This window comes from Kitasatospora sp. NPDC057940 (genome assembly GCF_042887425.1).
Classification (GTDB): Bacteria; Actinomycetota; Actinomycetes; order Streptomycetales; family Streptomycetaceae; genus Kitasatospora.
Genome location: NZ_JBHVPH010000002.1, coordinates 342,241 through 360,620 on the forward strand (window position 1 = coordinate 342,241; position 18,380 = coordinate 360,620).

Annotated in this window: 11 protein-coding genes; 5 read left to right on the forward strand and 6 right to left on the reverse strand. The window is 71.5% G+C overall.

Translation table 11 applies throughout. From position 1 onward, the window contains the following. Positions 1 to 40 precede the first annotated feature (40 nt). Complete coding sequence (locus tag ACFVTF_RS05060; RefSeq protein ID WP_387809119.1) at positions 41 to 772, reverse strand: SDR family oxidoreductase; 732 nt, start codon at positions 770 to 772, stop codon at positions 41 to 43. A 195-nt stretch (positions 773 to 967) separates the two neighbouring features. On the opposite strand from ACFVTF_RS05060, the gene ACFVTF_RS05065 reads away from it, so the two are divergent. Together ACFVTF_RS05065 and ACFVTF_RS05070 are read left to right on the forward strand one after the other, a co-directional pair. Next, entirely contained in the window at positions 968 to 1,558 is a 591-nt protein-coding gene (locus ACFVTF_RS05065) for a TetR/AcrR family transcriptional regulator (RefSeq protein ID WP_387809122.1), read from the forward strand. A gap of 421 nt (positions 1,559 to 1,979) precedes the next feature. Continuing rightward, positions 1,980 to 7,919: a glycosyl hydrolase family 18 protein gene (locus ACFVTF_RS05070; RefSeq protein ID WP_387809125.1), complete on the forward strand. Its 5,940-nt coding sequence runs from the start codon at positions 1,980 to 1,982 to the stop codon at positions 7,917 to 7,919. 145 nt (positions 7,920 to 8,064) lie between these two features. Here the strand turns inward: ACFVTF_RS05070 and ACFVTF_RS05075 are convergent, their stop codons facing one another. The 4 genes from ACFVTF_RS05075 to ACFVTF_RS05090 form a co-directional block, all read right to left on the reverse strand. Then, the gene (locus tag ACFVTF_RS05075) at positions 8,065 to 9,543 is read right to left on the reverse strand and encodes a purine-cytosine permease family protein (protein ID WP_387809128.1); all 1,479 of its coding nucleotides are present in this window, start codon (positions 9,541 to 9,543) and stop codon (positions 8,065 to 8,067) included. Between the two features lie 344 nt (positions 9,544 to 9,887). Then, complete coding sequence (locus ACFVTF_RS05080; protein WP_387809131.1) at positions 9,888 to 10,709, reverse strand: hypothetical protein; 822 nt, start codon at positions 10,707 to 10,709, stop codon at positions 9,888 to 9,890. Next, the gene (locus ACFVTF_RS05085; protein ID WP_387809134.1) at positions 10,706 to 11,338 is read right to left on the reverse strand and encodes an RNA polymerase sigma factor; all 633 of its coding nucleotides are present in this window, start codon (positions 11,336 to 11,338) and stop codon (positions 10,706 to 10,708) included. Before ACFVTF_RS05085 ends, ACFVTF_RS05080 begins: the two co-directional genes overlap by 4 nt. Before the next feature lie 156 nt (positions 11,339 to 11,494). Continuing rightward, on the reverse strand, positions 11,495 to 12,163 hold the full coding sequence (locus ACFVTF_RS05090; RefSeq protein ID WP_387809136.1) for a TetR/AcrR family transcriptional regulator: 669 nt from the start codon (positions 12,161 to 12,163) through the stop codon (positions 11,495 to 11,497). Positions 12,164 to 12,252: 89 nt separating this feature from the next. Here ACFVTF_RS05090 and ACFVTF_RS05095 point away from each other — a divergent pair, with 89 nt between their 5' ends. Then, positions 12,253 to 14,535: a DPP IV N-terminal domain-containing protein gene (locus ACFVTF_RS05095; RefSeq protein ID WP_387809139.1), complete on the forward strand. Its 2,283-nt coding sequence runs from the start codon at positions 12,253 to 12,255 to the stop codon at positions 14,533 to 14,535. 176 nt (positions 14,536 to 14,711) lie between these two features. On the opposite strand, the gene ACFVTF_RS05100 is transcribed toward ACFVTF_RS05095, so the two are convergent. Beyond that, on the reverse strand, positions 14,712 to 15,893 hold the full coding sequence (locus ACFVTF_RS05100; protein WP_387809142.1) for an FAD-dependent monooxygenase: 1,182 nt from the start codon (positions 15,891 to 15,893) through the stop codon (positions 14,712 to 14,714). 138 nt (positions 15,894 to 16,031) lie between these two features. Between ACFVTF_RS05100 and ACFVTF_RS05105 the strand changes: the two genes are divergently transcribed. Further along, positions 16,032 to 16,628: a TetR/AcrR family transcriptional regulator gene (locus tag ACFVTF_RS05105; RefSeq protein WP_387809145.1), complete on the forward strand. Its 597-nt coding sequence runs from the start codon at positions 16,032 to 16,034 to the stop codon at positions 16,626 to 16,628. Between the two features lie 372 nt (positions 16,629 to 17,000). Beyond that, the gene (locus tag ACFVTF_RS05110) at positions 17,001 to 18,257 is read left to right on the forward strand and encodes a cytochrome P450 (RefSeq protein ID WP_387809147.1); all 1,257 of its coding nucleotides are present in this window, start codon (positions 17,001 to 17,003) and stop codon (positions 18,255 to 18,257) included. The last annotated feature ends 123 nt before the right edge of the window (positions 18,258 to 18,380 follow it).

Below are 18,380 nucleotides of genomic sequence, written 5' to 3' on the forward strand. Positions count from 1 at the left end.
CGCCCCGGTCCGGCCGCTCACCCCACCCGCTCTCGGGGGCCTACCCCTGGGCGGTGGGGCGAACGACGATGTCGCCGACGTCGACGCCGTCCGGCTGCTCGATGGCGAAGGCGATGGCGCGGGCGACCGCGTCCGGCGGGAGGGCGATCTCCATCAGTTTGTCGATCTGGGCCTTCGCGGCCGGGTCCATGTGCTCGGCGAAGTCGGTGCGGACGGCGCCGGGGGAGACGACGGTCACGCGCAGGTCGGCGCCGGCCTCCTGGCGCAGGCCCTCGGAGACGGTGCGCACGGCGTTCTTGGTGGCGGCGTACACGGACTGGAGCGGGACGATGCGCAGTCCGGCGGTGGACACGGTGTTGACGAAGTGCCCGAATCCCTGCTCCCGGAAGAGCGGGAGGGCCGCGGCGATTCCGTACAGGACACCTTTGAGGTTGACGTCGATCATCTGTTCCCAGTCGTCGACGCGCAGGTCGTCGAGGGGGGAGATCAGTCCGATCCCGGCGTTGCTGACGAGGACGTCGAGCTTGCCGTATCGCTCGCATGCCAGTTTGACGAGGCCGTGGAGGTCTTCGCGCCGCGTCACGTCCGTGCGGATCCAGGCGGCCTCGCCGCCGGCCTGTTCGATGCGGGCGGCCAGGGCAGCGAGACGCTCCGGGCGGCGTGCCCCGAGGACGACCTTCGCGCCGCGCTCGGCCAGCAGAAGCGCGGTCGCCTCGCCGATGCCGCTGCTGGCGCCTGTGATCGCCACGACCTTGCCTTCGATTCCTGGCATGCTCGCCTGTCCTTCCAGAGTGCGGATCGCGGAGTGCGGATCGCAGAGTGTGGATCGCGGGGTGCGGAGTGCGGAGCGGAGGGGGCGTCCGGGCAGGTCGGACCATGCCCTAGAGTGAAAGTGGAGGCTCCGCCACTTCGCCCAGACTAAGTGGCGGAGCCTCCACTTAGCAACGGAGAAGGGAACGAGTCGCCGATGACCCGAGAGGCAGGGCGCCCGCTGAGGGCCGACGCGCAGCGCAACCGGGACAAGATCCTGGCCACCGCGGTGCGCGTGTTCAGCGAGGAGGGGCTCGACGCCCACTTCGAGCGCATCGCCAGGGAAGCGGGCGTGGGAACGGGCACGCTCTACCGCAACTTTCCGACCCGCGAGGCACTGATCGAGGCGGCGTACCGCAACGAAGTGGCCCGGCTGTGTGAGGCGGCCTCCGGCCTCCTGGCGACGATGCCGCCCGCCGAGGCCCTGCGGGTGTGGACTCGCCGCTTCATCGACTACGCCACCGCCAAATACGGCATGGCCGACGCCCTGCGGGCCGTCGTCGCCTCGGGCAGCAACCCCTACGCCGACAGCCGCGAGATGATCCAGGGCGCCCTCGACTCCCTGATGGAGGCCGGTGTCGCCGCCGGAGTGATCCGCTCCGACATCCGTCCGACCGACATGTTCGCCGCCCTCGCCGGAATCGCCCTCACCTCGGCCAAGCCCGAGCAGCGCGAGCAGGCCGAACGCCTCCTCGACCTCACCCTGGACGGGCTGAAGTCCGCGCCGCCTCAGTTGCCCGGCAGCTGACGACAGAACCGACCCGGACAACGCCCCCCCGCTCGCCTTCAGCGGCGAGGCGCCCGAACGCCCGCAGGACTGCGTAGACAGCGCATCAACGAACCGTCGACCCCGGCGTCCGGGGCAGCGGAGGGCGTGTCCAGGACCGCGCCGACGCCACGGGCCCTCCGGGCTCGCACACGGCCTCCGGCGTCAACACAAGCGTTGATCAAATATCAATTCCTGCTTCGTAAAGTCTCGACTTCCCTGTGCCGTCAACGGAAGGAAAGACGTGGAGCACACGTCAATGCGTGGCAGTCACCCCCCGAGCGGGATTCCACGATGTCGACCGGCCATCTGGCGTCGAGTCGCCGCGGCACTCGTCCTCACCCTGACCGTGGGCCTGTTGCAGGCCCTGGCGGTCACGCAGGGGGCGCCCGCCGTCGCCGCCATGGCTTCCTATAAGGCGGCCACGTTCAACATGCAGAACCAGGACCGCTGGGACGGCCATTGGACGGGCGCCGGCGGAGATCTGGAGGCCAGCCTCCTGAACACCACTGACGCACCCCAGGTCATGGCGCTCCAGGAGTTGGGCAGCACTGTTCCCTGCAGCGCCAACCCCCAACAGCTCATCACCCTGGGCCGTAGCTTGCAGAGCGTCAAGACCGACATCAAGACGGAATGGACGGTGACCAAGTGCGAGCAGCCGTTCTCCAAGGCGACGAACTATGACCTGATCTTCCTCGCCACTCGGACCGGGAACGCCACCAGGAATCTCGGTTTCGTGGTCGACCGCAGCCTGGTGATCCCGTTCGACAACAACCACGTTCATGTCATCGGCGCGGCCCAGAACGACCAAAAAAAAGATGTCGCGGGTAATCCCAAGCCCATGCTCGGCATCAAGCTTCCCAACGGCACGTGGTTCTACAGCGTGCACGGCGCGAACAACTCCAACGACCTTGGCGACACCGCCAACCGCATCGACGCGGCCAGGGAGGACGCGGGCCCCAACGATTGGACCGTGCTCGGTGACTTCAACAGGACCGCGACGTCGTGGACGCCCGCCGACCTGGGCGGGGCACACGTCGTGGATTCCGACGCGGCTACGTTCAAGGCCCCGCGCCCTGAGCCCGATGACGGCAGCGGAAAGAACCTGGACTACGCGATCAGCAGCTCCAAGCCGGTGGGGTACCAGGCCTATCGCCTGGACAACCTCTACTCCGATCACCACGCGGTGTGGTTCGGTCCCGACTGCGACCCTGCGCAGCCTGTTGCCCGTTCCACCGCCGCACGCGGCAAGGCCTGTAGCAGGAAGCAACCGGCCATCGTGTCCATGGGGGACAGCTACATCTCCGGCGAGGGCGGCCGCTGGGCGGGCAACGCGCTCGCGAAGGAGGAGGGGGACGTCTGGGGAACGGACCGACGCGACCGCTGCCAGAGCAGGAAGGACGGAACGAAGGAGGACTGCGTCTACGACGCGACGTCCTACGCCAACGGCGGCAACAAGTGCGACCGCTCCGACGTGGCCCCCATCAAGGGGACGGAGTTCGAGGGCATTCCCGTAGAGCGGCGGTTCAACATCGCCTGCTCGGGCGCGAAGACGGAGGACATCCTCTCGGTGTCGCGCAACAACGAGAAGCCGCAGATCCAGCAGTTGGCCGACCTCGCCCGCACCTATGACGTCCGGATGGTCGTGGTGTCCATCGGCGGCAACGACCTGGACTTCAGCAAGATCATCTCGTCCTGCACTGCGGCCTACCTCGCCGGGCTCGGTCTGAGCCCCTGTTCCGAAGCGGACTCGGCCGTCGCAGCCAAGCTCGACAGCGTGCGCGCCGACGTGGTGAAGACGTTGGGCGCGATCCGGAGCACCATGTCCGCGGCAGGACGGTCCGGCTACCAACTGGTGGTCCAGTCCTATCCGAACCCGGTTCCCGCCACGGCGGACCTGCGGTACGAAGCGGGTGGCTACAGCCGCTTCAAGCAGGGAGGCTGTCCGTTCCTGGACGTCGACGCCGACTGGGCCCACAAGACGCTCGTGCCTCGGATCAGTGACATGCTGCGACAGGCCGCCGGGACCGTCGGTGCGAGGTTCCTGGACGTGCAGGACGCCTTCGCCGGCCACGAGTTGTGCGCGAAGTCCGCGGAGCAGGCGACATCGGCGAACAACAACGGGAGCCCGCTGCCGGCGGAGAAGGCCGAGTGGGTCCGGTGGATCCCGTACGTTCCCGGTTTCGGTTGGGCCACCCCCACTGCGCAGGGTGACCTCCAGGAGGCCATCCACCCCAACGCGTTCGGGCAGCAGGCCCTGTCTCGGTGCCTGACCGAGTTCGGCAAGGCGGCCGGGGCCGACAAGTACGCCTACGTCTGTACGGGTTCGGGCGGCGGGATGAAGGTCGAGCCCGACAGAACCCGTCCGCGCGACGGTGTCGTCCGGCTGCGCAACGCCCGCACGGGCGAGGTACTGGACGCCAACGGAACCGACAAGGACGACTACCTCGTCACCCGTCCCGACGACGGGCGCGCCAGTCAGCGGTGGCTGCTGCGCACCACGGGGTCGACGGTGTCGCTGCAGGCGCAGCACAACGGGCGCTACCTGGACATCTGGAACAACTGGACGTACCTGGGCGGCAGCGAACGCCGCTGGTACGTGACGCGGCTGGACGACGGCAGGGTCGCGCTGTCCATCGGCGAGAACAGCCGGTGTCTCACGCAGGACCCGGGGAAGCGGTCCGGGGGCACGAACTGGGTCGGTCACGACCCCTGCAACAAGGGCGTCCAGGAAACCCAGTTCTGGTACCTGGACTATCCGGGCGACGTGGTCATCACCCCCCGCGACCCGGCCTCCGGCACGGACCCGCGTGAGGGCCAGCAGGTGGAGCTGCGTTCGGCCACCGGCATGGCCGTGGACCTCAGCGGCAGCAGCACCGCCGCCGGCACGAGCGTCCAGGCGTACGAGCCCAACGGCAGCGGCGCCCAGCGCTGGGTGATGCGCTCGCTCGGCGGCGGGAACTGGCGCATCGCCGCGTCGGCGAAGCCAGACATGGTCGTCGACCACGATCCCGGGCCGCACACCACCCACCTCATCCAGGCCCAGGAGGGCAACGCCAACCAGGTGTGGCAGCCCAAGGGCACCGGCACCGGCTGGTACACCCTGGTCAGCGGTGCCGACGGCGGCTGTCTGACCGCCGGCGCCGGGGGCGTCGCGCTCGCGGTGACGGCCTGTGACGCGAACAACCAGGCCCAGCGGTGGAAGTTCCGGGAGAGCGGGACGGGCACGCAGGTGGGCACGATCCGCGGGTTGGGCGGCAAGTGCGTCGAGCCGCGCGGCGGCAGCCGGGACGACCGGACTCCGATCCGGCTCGCGGACTGCGCCGGCTCCGACGGCCAGGCGTGGACGGTCGCGGCCGACGGCACGCTGCAGTCCCTCGCCAAGTGCCTGGACGTCGACGCCGGGCGCGCCGACAACGGGACGGCCGTCCAGCTCTACACGTGCAACGGGTCCGCCGCCCAGAAGTGGATCTACTCGGCGCGCCAGGAGCTGCGGAACCCGAACTCGGGCAAGTGCCTGGACGTCCCCGGCTCGGACACCGGCCGGCCGCTGCAGACCTACGACTGCAACCGGTCCGACGCCCAGAAGTGGCAGCTGTCCGCCCGCCCGGTGGGCCAGCCCGACGGCGGTGACGCGGGCGACCCGTTCGACGCCTCCCAGGACGGGCGCGGCACCAAGCCGGCCGCCTCGGGGGACTGCCGCCCCGAGGGCATGACGCCCACCCAGGGCGTGGCGGCGCGGTACTGCGACGTGTACGACGGCGCGGGCCGCGAGTGGGTCGGCAACGACCGGACCCGGCGCGTGGTGGGCTACTTCACCGGGTGGCGCGCGGGTGTGAACGGCGACCCGAAGTACCTGGCGTCGAACATCCCCTGGTCGAAGGTGACGCACGTCAACTACGCGTTCGCCGACGTCAAGGACAACCGGATCAGCATCGGCGACCCGAACGACCCGGCCAACCCGGCGACCGGCCTGAGCTGGCCGGGCGAGAAGAACGCCATGGATCCGTCCCTCCCGTACAAGGGCCACTTCAACCTGCTGAACACGTACAAGAAGCAGCACCCGGCGGTGAAGACGCTGATCTCGGTCGGCGGCTGGGCGGGCACCCGGAACTTCTACGCGATGACCACCAACGCCGACGGCTCGGTGAACCAGCCGGGCATCGACGCGTTCGCCGACTCCGTCAGCGCCTTCCTGGACCAGTACGGGTTCAACGGCGTCGACATCGACTACGAGTACCCGACGGCGCTGCCCAACACCGGCAACCCGCTGGACTGGGACGTCTCCAACCCGCGCCGCAAGGGCCTCCAGCAGGGCTACAACGCGCTGATGAAGACGCTTCGGACCAAGCTGGACCGGTCGGGCGCGGACAAGGGCCGCTACTACCTGCTGACCTCGGCAGGCTCCTCCTCCGGCTACCTCGTGCGCGGGCTGGACGCTGGGCAGGCGCTGCAGTACCAGGACTACGTCAACGTCATGACCTACGACCTGCACGGCTCCTGGAACAAGTTCGTCGGCCCGCAGGCCCCGCTCTACGACGACGGGAAGGACAACGAACTGGCCGACGCCGGGATCTACAACGACCAGGCGCCCGACACGAAGGACTTCCAGAAGGAGGGCTACTTCAACACCGACTGGGCCTACCACTACTACCGCGGTGCCCTGCCGGCCGGCCGGATCAACCTCGGCATCCCGTACTACTCCCGCGGCTGGCGCGACGTCCAGGGCGGCACCGACGGGCTGTGGGGCACGGCCGCGATGGCGGACCAGGCGCAGTGCCCGCTGGGCACCGGCGGTCGCGGGCCCGCCAACGCGCAGTTCTGCGGGCGGGGCGCGGTCGGCATCGACAACCTCTGGCACGACCTGGAGAACGACCGGGAGGTCGGCGCCGGGTCGAACCCGCTGTGGCACACCAAGAACCTCCAGGACGGCCGCACCCCCGGCTACCTGAGGTCCTACGGCGTCGACACCGGCCTGCCGACCGGGCAGCTGACCGGGACCTACGCGCCGAAGTACTCGGACGCGCTCCAGTCGCCCTGGCTGTGGAACGACACCAAGAAGGTGTTCCTCTCCACCGAGAACGAGAAGTCGATCGACGCCAAGGCCCGCTACATCGTCGACAAGGGCATCGGCGGCGCGATGATCTGGGAGCTCGCCGGCGACTACGCCCAGCGCCCGGGCGGGGAATGGGGCATGGGCTACGACCTGACCACCCGCCTCGACAACGCCTTCAAGGGCGCCGGCGCCGCCGGCAGCACCAAGGCGGGCGGTCGGCCGCAGCCGGCCGAGGTGATCGACGTGAAGGCCGAACTGGTGGACTTCCCCACCGGGGAGAAGGACTTCTACCCCGTCCAGCCGAAGCTGCGGATCACCAACAACTCCGGCGTCACCCTCGCCCAGGGCACCGAGATCGCCCTCGACCTGCCCACGTCGATGCCGCCGATCGTCAAGGACAACGACTACAAGGAGATGAAGGGCCTCGCTCCCGGCCACACCGGCCCCAACACCGGCGGCCTGAAGGGGGACTTCCACCGGCTCACCCTCACCCTCGGCTACTGCGAGGACCTGGCGCCGGGCAAGTCCCGGGACATCGACCTGAAGTACTACCTTCCGGTCACCGGGCCGTCCAACGTGACGTTCAAGATCGGCGGACGGGAGTACGGCTCGACCGGGGACCAGCGCCGCGACGTCCGGACGGTGGCCCCGCCCGCCCCCGCGGCCGGCAGCTCCTGCCAGGCCCCGGACTGGAAGCAGGGCCAGGTCTACCGGCCCGACGGCGGCCGGCTGTGGCGGATGTACGACAAGGGCGACAAGGGCTGGATGTTCGAGTACGGCGACAGCCAGGCCGGGAAGCCCATGATGATCGACAACAACCCCGACCAGTCCCGCGCGCACCTCGTGGAGCTGAACGACCAGAACCCCAACCAGTACTGGCGGATCCAGGACGCGGGCGGCGGCCTGTACACCGTCTCCGGCGGCGGCAGGTGCCTGACCGCCACCGCCTCCCGGCAGGACATCGCCTCGCTCGCGTGCAACGGACGCGGCGAGCAGAAGTGGCGGCTCGTCCCGATCGCCGACAACGGCGGTGAGGGGGCGCCCGGCGGGCCGAAGCACAACGGCCTGTTCAAGCTCCGCTCCGCGAACGGCGGCGACATCGAGGTCGCGGGTGGAGCCACCGTCCGGGAGACCCACCTCCTCACCGGCGACCCGGCCGCCTCGACGGCCGCGTTCGTGAAGTACCAGGGCTACTACTGGTACGCCCAGTGGTACACCACCGTCGCCCCCGGCACGGCGGAGGCCAACGGCGGCCGACCGTGGAAGAAGCTGAGCCCGGCGCCGTAGCCCCGGGACACAGCCGGCCGGGAGCCGGCCGGGCATGTGTGGTGGCGGAACGGGACCGCCCGGTCGCCGTCTCGGGTGAGGCGGCGACCGGGCGGTCGGGGTGTGTCGAGGTGTGTCGGGGTGGGCGGTGGGCCGTGCCTCGGGGTCAGGCGGTGGCCGGTTCGGGCTGCTCCGCCTGGCGGTCGGCGGGCTGTCCGGTGGTGGCGGGGGTGTTCTCCCGGGGGGCGGGGAGTACGGCCATGATCGCGGCGGAGATCACGATGGTCGCCGCCCAGGCGAGCCCGTACCTGCCGACGGGGGTGTCGGAGAGCGGGCCGGCGAACCAGTCGCACTTGGTGAAGGCGAGCCCCAGCAGCAGGGCGAGCACCCAGGACACCATGGCCTGCCAGCAGAAGCCGCCGGTGTACCAGTAGCGGCTGTTCCTGCTGGTGTCCATGAGCCCGGCGGCGTCGTAGCGCACCGCGCGTGAGCGGCGCCGGAACATGTCCACCGCGTAGACACCGATCCAGGCCGAGAAGGAGACGGCGAGCAGGATGAGGAAGGTGATGAAGGAGCCCAGGAAGCTCTTGGCGACCAGCATCAGCAGCAGGCCGCCGACCAGCGAGATCACGGCGTTGATGCTGACGGCCATGGCGCGCGGCAGCTTGACGCCCATGGTCTGTGCGGTGAAGCCGGCCGAGTACATGGAGAGGCTGTTGATCAGCAGCATGCCCACGATCGCGGTCAGCAGGTAGGGCACGGCCAGCCAGGTCGGCAGCAGGTCGCCGAGGAAGGAGACCGGGTCGGCGGCCTGGGCCAGGCCGGGGGAGGCCACCGCCATCACGGCGCCCATGAGCACCATGGGCACCATCACCAGGCCGGCGCCGGAGACCGTCACGCCGACGATCTTCCTGCCGGAGGCGGCGTGCGGGAGGTAGCGGGCGAAGTCCGGGCCGGTGGGGACCCAGCTGATGCCGCCGGCGGCGATCGTCCCGATGCCGGCGATCATCATCGCGGTGGTGCCCGCGGGCTTGGCGAAGACCTCGCTCCAGTGCATGGTGGCGACCAGGTAGCCCAGTACCAGCACGCTGAAGATGCCGAAGAGGTACGTCGACCAGGTGTTGCAGACGTTCAGCGCCTTACGTCCCATGCCGGAGACCAGGAAGGTGCAGGCGACGAAGGCGAAGAGCGTGATGACGATCAGCGCGGTGTTGGTCTTGACCCCGAAGAGCAGGTCGAGGACCGTCAGCACGGCGTAGGCGCCGGTGACGGCGTTGATCGTCTCCCAGCCGAACCGGGCGATCCAGAGCACGGCACCGGGGAAGAGGTTGCCGCGCACCCCGAAGGTGGCCCGCGAGAGGGTGGCGCCCGGCGCCCCGCCCCACTTGCCGGAGACCGACAGCACGCCGACCAGGCCGAACGAGATGAGTGCGGCGCACGCCGCGACGATCAGGACCTGCCAGAAGTTCAACTGGTTGAACACCACCAGGGCGGCGCCCATGGTGAGCAGCAGAACACTGATGTTCGCGGCGACCCAGGTCGGGAAGAGCTCGCGGACTCTGCCCCCGCGCTCGTGGTCGGGGACGGGTTCGATGCCGCGGGTTTCTATCGCGCCGCCGGTCTCGGCGTTCGACGGGTTGTCCATGAGGGTGGCTCCGTGCGTGTGAAGCGGAGATAAATCGAACAAATGGGGCATTTATGGAACTCTTCGCGCGTAGCGCGGGAGTTGAGCCATCCTACTTTGTCCGCTTCGGTTCCAGGTCGGCCCGGTATCGGAGGGGAGGGTGCCGCCACCGCCCGCGCCCCCTCCGTAAACGCCGAAAATGCCGCAAATGCCGCGAGCGCGTCGGACCTGGCCGTGGGCCGGGTCCGACGCGCTCGCGGCGCCGCCGAGGAGGAGATCAGGGCCGGGGCGAGCCGTCGGCCCGGGAGCGCGCAGGCCCGACCGGGCGCCGCCTGATCCAGGTGCTCAGCGCGCACCCGGGGGTCTCACCTGGTGAACAGCGAGTTGCCGCTGACGACGCGGGTGGTGCCGTCGGCGAGGGTGGCGGTGACCGTGTCGGGGACGGCGCGGTGTGACATGGTCCCGGGCCACCAGGCGGTCCAGCGGCCGTCCGCCACGGTGACCTGGAAGGTGTGTCCGGCGACCTGCATGGTGATCGCCTTCACACCGGCCCCCACGGAGCCCTGCGCGTAGTTGAACATGGCGTCCCCGTCACCGTGGGAGCCGCCCGTGTCGTACGTGACCCCATCGGCCGCCACGTTCTTCACCGGGTCGATCGCCTCCCACAGGCCGCTGGTCTCCGAGGCGACGTAGCAGAGCATGGCCTTGCCGCCGCGGTTGACGATCATGGAGGCGACCTTGCCCCGCAGGTCCGCGTTGGTGATCTTGGCGGGTGCCCCGGCGCCCGGGCCGTCGGCCATCCGGTCCAGGCACCACTTCTCGGCGGTGGCGCCCGGGCCGGTCTCAGCGGCCAGCGGTGTCGGGACGCCGGTCCAGCTGGCCAGTTCCGCAGAGCTCAGCGGCCCGCTGACGCCGCCCGGCGAGGACTGCGTCACCGCCACGGCCACGGCCACGGCCGTACCCACGACGAGCGCACCGGCGAGGGTGACGGCCAGCCGCCGCCGAAAGCGCGGCCTGGCGGGGGCCGGGGCCGTGGTGGGGGTGGAGGTGTCGAGGTCGATCTGGCGCATCAGGCGCTCCCGGTGTAGGGCGTGGCGTCCTGCGGGGAGGTCGCGCTCGGCCGGCACGGGCACCTGCCCGAGCAGTTCCGCGCGCTCGACCGGCTCCGGCCGCTGTCCGGCGTTCACTGGTGTGCCTCCTTCGGGGACGGGGCCGCACTCGCGGACCCACCCTGGATCTGGTTCCGGCCACGACCGGGTTCCACTTTTTCCCGCTGCGCCCGGCGCTGGGCCGTCCCGGCGAGACGGTGCAGCCGGGTCCGGGCCCGGGACAGGCGTGAGCGTACGGTGCCCACCGGTACGCCCAGGGCCTCGGCGGCCTCCTGGTAGTCCAGGCCCGCCCACACGCACAGGGCCAGCACCTCGCGGTCCGGGCGGCGCAACCGCGCCAGCGACTGCTGCAGGACCGCGATCCGCGCCGCGTCGTCGATCCGCCCGGCCACCTCCTGCGCGAAGTCGGGAACGTCCTCGCGGGCCGGCGGGAGCTGTGCCAGTACCTGCCAGTGCCGCCGGGCGGCCCGGCGCTGGTTGCTGACCAGCTTCGTGGCGATGCCCAGCAGCCAGGGCCGCAGCGACCCGCCCTCCGCCTCGACCCGGTCGTGCCGGCGCCAGGCCTCCAGGAACGTCAACGACATCACGTCCTCCGCCGTCGACCAGTCCCCGGTGAGCCGGAACACGTGGTTGTACACCGCGCGCGCATACGTGTCGAAGAGCCGGCCGAACGCGTCCCGGTCACCGGCCCGCACCCTCGCGCGCACATCTCGATCTGAAGAGTCCACGCCCCCTATCTGGTGCCCCGCCCGCCCGGGTTCCTATGACCTGCGTCACCCGCGAAACGTGTCTGGCGGCTCCACCGGCCAGGAGCCGGGCTGCGCCGGCGGCGCGAGCGCCGCCGGCGTCACGGCGTCAGGACATCAGGGCTTTCGTGGGAGCGAGGCGAGGATGGCGTCGAGGCCGAACTCGAAGACGTCCCGCTGGGTGAAGGCCGGGAAGTCGACGGTGGTGGCGTGCACCGCCGGGTACACCTCGGCCGGGAGGCGGGCCAACTGCTGGCGGACCCGTTCCCAGTGCTGCGGGTCCTCGTCCCAGGCCCGGCGGACGGGGTAGAGCGTGGCGCAGCCGAGGACGAAGCGGATCAGCGTGGCCAGCAGGCCGACCGCCGTGCGGTGGTCGACCCCCAGCCGCGCCAGGCGCGCGTAGATCTGCTCGGACATGCGGGCCTCGACCTCGCCGACCCGGTCGGAGGGGGCGTTGATCTGCAGGAGGGCGGGGTGCGTGATGAACAGCTCGAAGTAGGCGTGCATCACCTGCCGGAGCCATTCGACGTCGTCGAGGCCGGGGTCGGGCCACTGGAATCGGCTCAGCAGCTCCGAGGTGACGGCGAGGAGGATCGCGTCCTTGTCGCGGAAGTGCGTGTAGAGCGACATCGGGCGGACGCCCAGGTGGTCGGCGAGCTGTCGGATGGTCACCGCGTCCAGTCCGTCGCGGTCGATCAGTTCGATCGCCGCGTGGACGATCGCCTCGGGGCTGAGGGTGCCGCGGGGTGCGCGAGCGGGCGTTGTCTTGCGCCTGGGCGATGGCATCGGGGTTCCTGATTCGTTCGGGACCGCAGTTCCATCAGCGTACCGTACGCTGTACTGTTCCTGGACCGAGACCGATTCCAGGAGGTCGGATGTCCACAGATGCACTCCCCGCCATCGCCTATGACCGAGCTGAGCGGATGCTGCTGCACAACCGCTCCCGGCTCGCCTTGCGGGCCAAGGCGAAGCCCGTCTGGATCGGCGGCGGCGAGAGGTTCTGGTACCGGGTCGAGACCGAGCGGGGCGGCGAGTTCGTGCTGGTCGACCCCGCAGCCGGGACCCGGGAGCCGGCGTTCGACCCCGAACGGCTCGCCGCCGCGCTGGCGTCCGCCGCCGGCCGGCCGGTCCAGCCGTACGCGCTGCCGTTCCGCGCGGTCGAGTTAGCGGACGGGACGGTCGCGTTCGACGCGTTCGACACGCGCTGGACCTGCCGCCTGGACGACTACCGGTGCGCGCGGGACGAGAAGCACGTCAAACCCTCACCGCTGGAAGTCGTCTCGCCGGACAGGAAGTGGGCGGCGTTCCGCCGCGACCACGACCTGTGGGTGCGTTCGACCGAGACGGGCGAGGAGTTCGCGCTCACCGCCGACGGCACCGCGGATCGCAGCTACGCGGCCCACCCCGACGCGGCGGCCCCCACGCACCTGCTCGGCAAGCTCGGTCTTGCGGAGATGCCGCCGGCGCTGCTGTGGTCGCCGGACTCGGCGCGCGTCCTCACCCACCGCACCGACCAGAGCGGTGTCGCCCTGATGCACTTGGTCGAAGCCGTCCCCCCGGACGGCGGCCGGCCGCGCCTGCGCAGCTACCACTACCCGGTCCCCGGCGAGCCGATGGCCCGCGGCGAGTGGATCGTCCTCGACGTCGCGTCCCGGACCGCGACACCCGCCAAGGCCGCCCCGTTCCTGCTGCCCTACCTGTCACCCGTCACGCTGAAGAAGGCGTGGTGGGCCGAGGACAGCACGGCCGTCTACTACCTGGATCAGCCCCGCGACCTCCGGACGCTGCGGCTGCACGTACTCGACCCGGCGACCGGCGAGGTGCGCACCCTGGTAGAGGAGCACGGCGACACGCGGGTGGAGGCCGCGCAGGAGGTCGCCCAGAAGCCGATCGTGCACGTGCTCGCCGGCGGCCGCGAGACGCTGTGGTACTCCCAGTGCGACGGCTGGGGGCACCTGTACCGCTACGAGGACGGGGCGCTGGTCGAACAGCTCACCCGAGGACCGTTCGCGGTGCAGGAGATCGTGCACGTCGACGAGGCGGAACGGGTCGCGTACGCCGTCGTCTCAGGACTGGTCCAGGCCGACCCGTACCGACGGTCGCTGGTCCGGGTCGACCTGGACGGCGGCGGGACCACCAAGCTCACCGACGACGACCTGGACCACGTGATCACCGCGCCGGAACACGGCCGCTGGTTCGTCGACTCCGCGTCGACCGTCGACACCCCGCCGAGGATCACCGTGCGCGACCGGGGCGGAGCCGTGCTGGTCGAGCTGGAACAGGCCGACATCACACCGCTGCTGGCCGCCGGCTGGACGCCGCCGGAGCGGGTCAGGACCCTGGCCGCCGACGGCGTCACCGAGATCTACGGCGTCCTCTACAAGCCCCACGGCTTCGACGCCGCGCAGCGCTACCCGGTGATCGACCACCCCTACCCGGGCCCGCAGACCCGCCGGGTGGCGGCCTCCTTCGACCCGGGCGCCTACGGCTACGACGCCGAGGCGGTGGCGGCGCTGGGCTTCGCGGTCCTGGCCGTCGACGGCCGCGGAACGCCCGGCCGGGACAAGGCCTTCCACGACCACGCCCACCGCAACATGGGCAGCGCGGGCGCACTCGAAGACCACGTCGCGGCGCTGCGCCAACTCGCGCAGGCGCGTCCGTGGCTGGACCTGGACCGGGTCGGCATCTTCGGCGTCTCCGGCGGGGGGTTCACCACCGCCCGCGCCCTCCTGGCGTTCCCCGACTTCTACAAGGTCGGCGTGGCCGAGGCCGGCAACCACGACAACCGCCACTACCACGCGCTGTGGGCCGAGTCCTACGACGGACCGTTCGACCCGGACGCCGGGGCCCGGCTGTCCAACACCGAGCTGGCCGGGAACCTGGTCGGCAAACTCCTGCTCGTCCACGGCGACATGGACGACAACGTGACACCGCATCTGACCATGCGGCTGGTCGACGCGCTGATCGACGCGAACAAGGACTTCGACCTGCTGATAGTCCCCGGCGTCGAGCACAGCTTCCTCGGCCGCAACGGCTACGTCGCCCGCCGCCGCTGGGACTACCTGGTGCGCCACCTCATGCACCGCGAGCCGCCGGTCGGCTACCGGCTGGCGGACGTCCCGCTCTCCTTGGAGTTGCTCGAAGCTCTCTTCGGCTGAGGTGGCACGGACCTTCCCCGTTCGGACCCGCACTGCTGCGACGACCCGCCGCCCGTCCACCGGCACGTCCGCGACCACCCGCCCGTGGAAGGCGTGCACCTGCCCCGTCGGCCGTCCGCACATCGGGCACCCCCGGTGCGGACGGCCCGTCCCGGGCAGTGGGGGGAGGTCCGTGCTCAGGCGGTTGCGTCGAGGGCCGGGGGCTGCCAGTTGTACGTCCGGGCGGAGCGGTTGAGCAGGGTGCGGGCCGGGAGGAGGCCGGCGAAGGTGAGGGCGGCATCGCGCAGGCGGGTGGCGGCGGGGGTGCGGAGGGCGACGAGGTCGCCGATGCGGCGGGAGCCGGTGACGATGGCGGTGGTGCGCGGGAGGCGTGCGGCGGTGTAGGCGGGGAGGGTGGTGGCCGGGTCCGCGGCGGGGGTCAGGGCGGAGGCGAGGACGACGGCGTCCTCGATGGCCTGGCAGGCGCCCTGGCCCTGGAAGGGGCACATGGCGTGGGCGGCGTCGCCGAGGAGGGCGACCCGGCCGTGGTGGTAGGCGGGCAGGGGGTCGGCGAGGTCCCAGACGTCGTGGCGCAGGACGCGCCCGGGTTCCGCGAGCGCGAGGAGCTGGGGCACGGGCGCGCACCAGGTGCCGAACCGGCGCAGGAGTTCTGCCTTCTCGTCGCCGTCGGCGGCGCGGGCGCCGGCCGGGGCGAGGGCGGCGCCGTACACGTAGACCCGGTCGTCGGCGAGCGGGACGACGCCGGCGAGCTCTCCGCGTCCCCAGACCTCGCCCACGGCATCCGGCCGGCGGGTGGGGGACACGATGGTGCGCCAGGTGGTGAAGCCGCTGTAGCGGGGGCCGGGGTGCTGCGGGAAGAGCTGCGCGCGGGTGGCGGAGCGCAGGCCGTCGGCGGCGACCACCAGGGTGGCGGGCCGGTCCCCGTCGGGGGTCCAGACGACGGCTGGCTCGGTGGCGCTTCCGGGGGTGACGAGGGCGGCGGGCGAGTCGGTGCGGACGGTGCCGTCCGGAAGCGCGTCGACCAGGGCGGCGATGACGTCGGCGCGGGCCACGGCGGTGATCGTCTCGCCGAAGCAGGCTTCGAAGGTGGCGGTGTCGGTGCGGGCGAGCCAGCGTCCGGAGGGGTGGCGCACGCCGATGGCGGGATGCGGGACGGCGAGGGCGCGCAGGCGTTCGCCGATGCCGAGCCGGTCGAGGGCGCGCAGGGCGTTGGGGGCGAGGGCGAGCCCGGCCCCGACGGGTTCGAGCGAGGCGGCGCGCTCGTGGACGGTCACGAGGATGCCCCGGCGGTGGAGGGCGAGGGCGGCGGAGAGTCCGCCGATGCCGCCGCCGATGACGATCGCCTGATACGCGTCCATGAGTGAACCCCTCTTCCGACACTACGGCTGTAGTGACCACTTCCGGCACCGTACTACATCTGTAGTTGGAGTGGGCTAGTGTTGGCGTGAAAGGGGTTCGGGCCCGCCCCGGGTCGAGACGCCCTGAGGAGAGAGGCCATGATCGGACCCATGACACCGCCGCGCCTGACGCTGATCGCCGACGCCGCCATCGCCCTGATCGCCGAGCGCGGCCTGCGCGGGCTGACCCACCGCGCCGTGGACGAGGAGGCCGGACTGCCCGCCGGCTCGACCTCGAACCTCGCCCGGACCAGGGCCGCCCTGCTCGACCTCGCCCTCAACCGCATCGTCGAACGCGGGACCGGAAGCCACCCGCTCATGGCCGGCGGGCCCGTGCCGGACGTCTGCCCGCGCAACCTGCTCGCCCAAGGTGTCGCCGAACTTCTGTACGGGGCGCTCACCACCGGGCGCAGCCTCACCCTGGCCCGCCTCGAACTCGCGCTGGAAGCCACCCGCCGGCCCGAACTGCGCGCCGGCTACGACCGGCTGGGCGCGCGCTTCATCGACACCGCTGCCGCCCTGCTGGCGCAGAGCGGCTCGGCCGACCCCGTGGCCGACGCCCGACGGCTGATCCGCTGGTGCGACGGGCTGCTGTTCAACGGCGCCGCGGGAAGCGGGCACTGGCACGTGCCGACACCGGAGGAGCTGCGCGCCGAGGTGGCAAGCTACCTCGCCGCACTGCTCGACCGGGCCTGACCGGCCGGGGACTGCTCGACCGGGGACTGACCGACCGGGACCGGCCGGCCGTCGCGGGCGCAAGCCCTCGGCCGGCCTCGCCGTCCGGTCCGGAGTCCGGTTCGGCGCTCGCGCGGGGCCGGCAGGCGCAGCACACTGAACACGTGTCAGCGGTGGCGGAAGGGCTCGCGGATCCCGACGGAGCGCCGGAGACGCGGCGCTGCCGAGCGCGTCACCCGCAGACCTCCTCGGGTGTCAGATGACTGATGCGGGGATCCGCTGCCGGGCGAACGATGGGAACCACAGGCATCCACGTCGGCCGGGAACCGGAGCAGTCGGGCCCGGCGCGGCGCGGTCACAGCCGACCTCCCCTCCCGGACAGGAGCCGCCCCCATGGACCCGCACGACCAACCCGCCGACCAGCCAACCGATCAACCCACCGATAGATCCGCCAGGGTGGTCATCGACGCCGCCTTCAAGGCGGACGCCCCCGCCCGGTACGCCCGGCTAAGGGAACTCGGCCCGATCCACCAGGCCGAGTTCCAACCCGGCCTGGAGGGCTGGGTGGTGGTCGGCCACGACCTGGCCAGGGAGGCGCTGACCCACCCCGCCCTGCTCAAGGACGCCACGCCCGCCGCCGGCGTCCTCGACGCCGCCGGCTTCGTCCTCCACCGGCCCTCCGTCGGCCTCGGCGCCCAGATGCTGGAGGCCGACCCGCCCGAGCACACCCGGCTGCGCCGGCTCGCCACGGCCGCGTTCACCCCGCGCCGTACGGCGGAACTGGCGCCCCGGGTCGAGCAGATCGCCCACGGCCTGATCGACGCGGTGCCGCCCTCGGGCGTGCTCGACCTCGTCGAGGCCTTCAACGCCCCGCTGCCCGCCACGGTCATCGCCGAACTCCTCGGCGTCCCGGCGGAACACCACCTGGACTTCCGTCTCTGGTCGGCGCAGGCACTGCGGCCCGCCTCGCCCGGTCACCGCACGGCGCTGGCCGCCCTGCACGGCCTGCTCGCCGATCTGGTCGCGGCCAAGCGCCGCCGCCCCCAGGACGACCTGCTGTCCGCACTGGTCTCCGTACGCGACCAGGAGGCGGGCCGGCTCACCGAGGAGGAACTGGTCGGCACCGCGCTGATGCTGGTCGTCGCGGGCCACGAGAGCACCGTCAACCTGCTCGGCAACGCCGAACTGGCCCTGCTGCAACACCCCGACCAGTTGCGGCTGTTGCGCGAACGGCCGGAGCTGCTGCCCGCCGCGGTGGAGGAGTTCCTGCGTCACGACACCCCCGTGGAACGCTCCACCAACCGCTACGCCGCGGAGGACCTGGAGCTGGGCGGAGTGGCGATCCCCCGGGGCAGTGTGCTCGCCGTCGCCCTCGGCTCGGCCGGCCACGACGCCCCGCAGACGGGCTCCAGCGACCCGGCCGCACTCGACGTGGGCCGGCCGGATGCCCGCCACCTCGCCTTCGGCCACGGCATCCACTACTGCCTGGGCGCCCCGCTCGCCCGGCTGGAGGCCGCCGTCGCCCTGCGCGTCCTGCTGTCCCGCGTCCCGGAGCTGGAGCTCGCCGTCCCGGTGGACTCGCTCGACTGGATCGACTCCGGGATCATCCGCGGCGTGCTGTCCCTCCCGGTCCGCTACCGGCTCGGCTGACGGCTCGGCTGACGGGGAGGGCCCGCCCGCACGGTCAGGGGCCTGGACCCTTCGCCCCCAGCACCCAGCACCTGCCCGACCGGCCACGAGAGCAGTGTTCCACCGCTGCTACAGTCCCCGTGA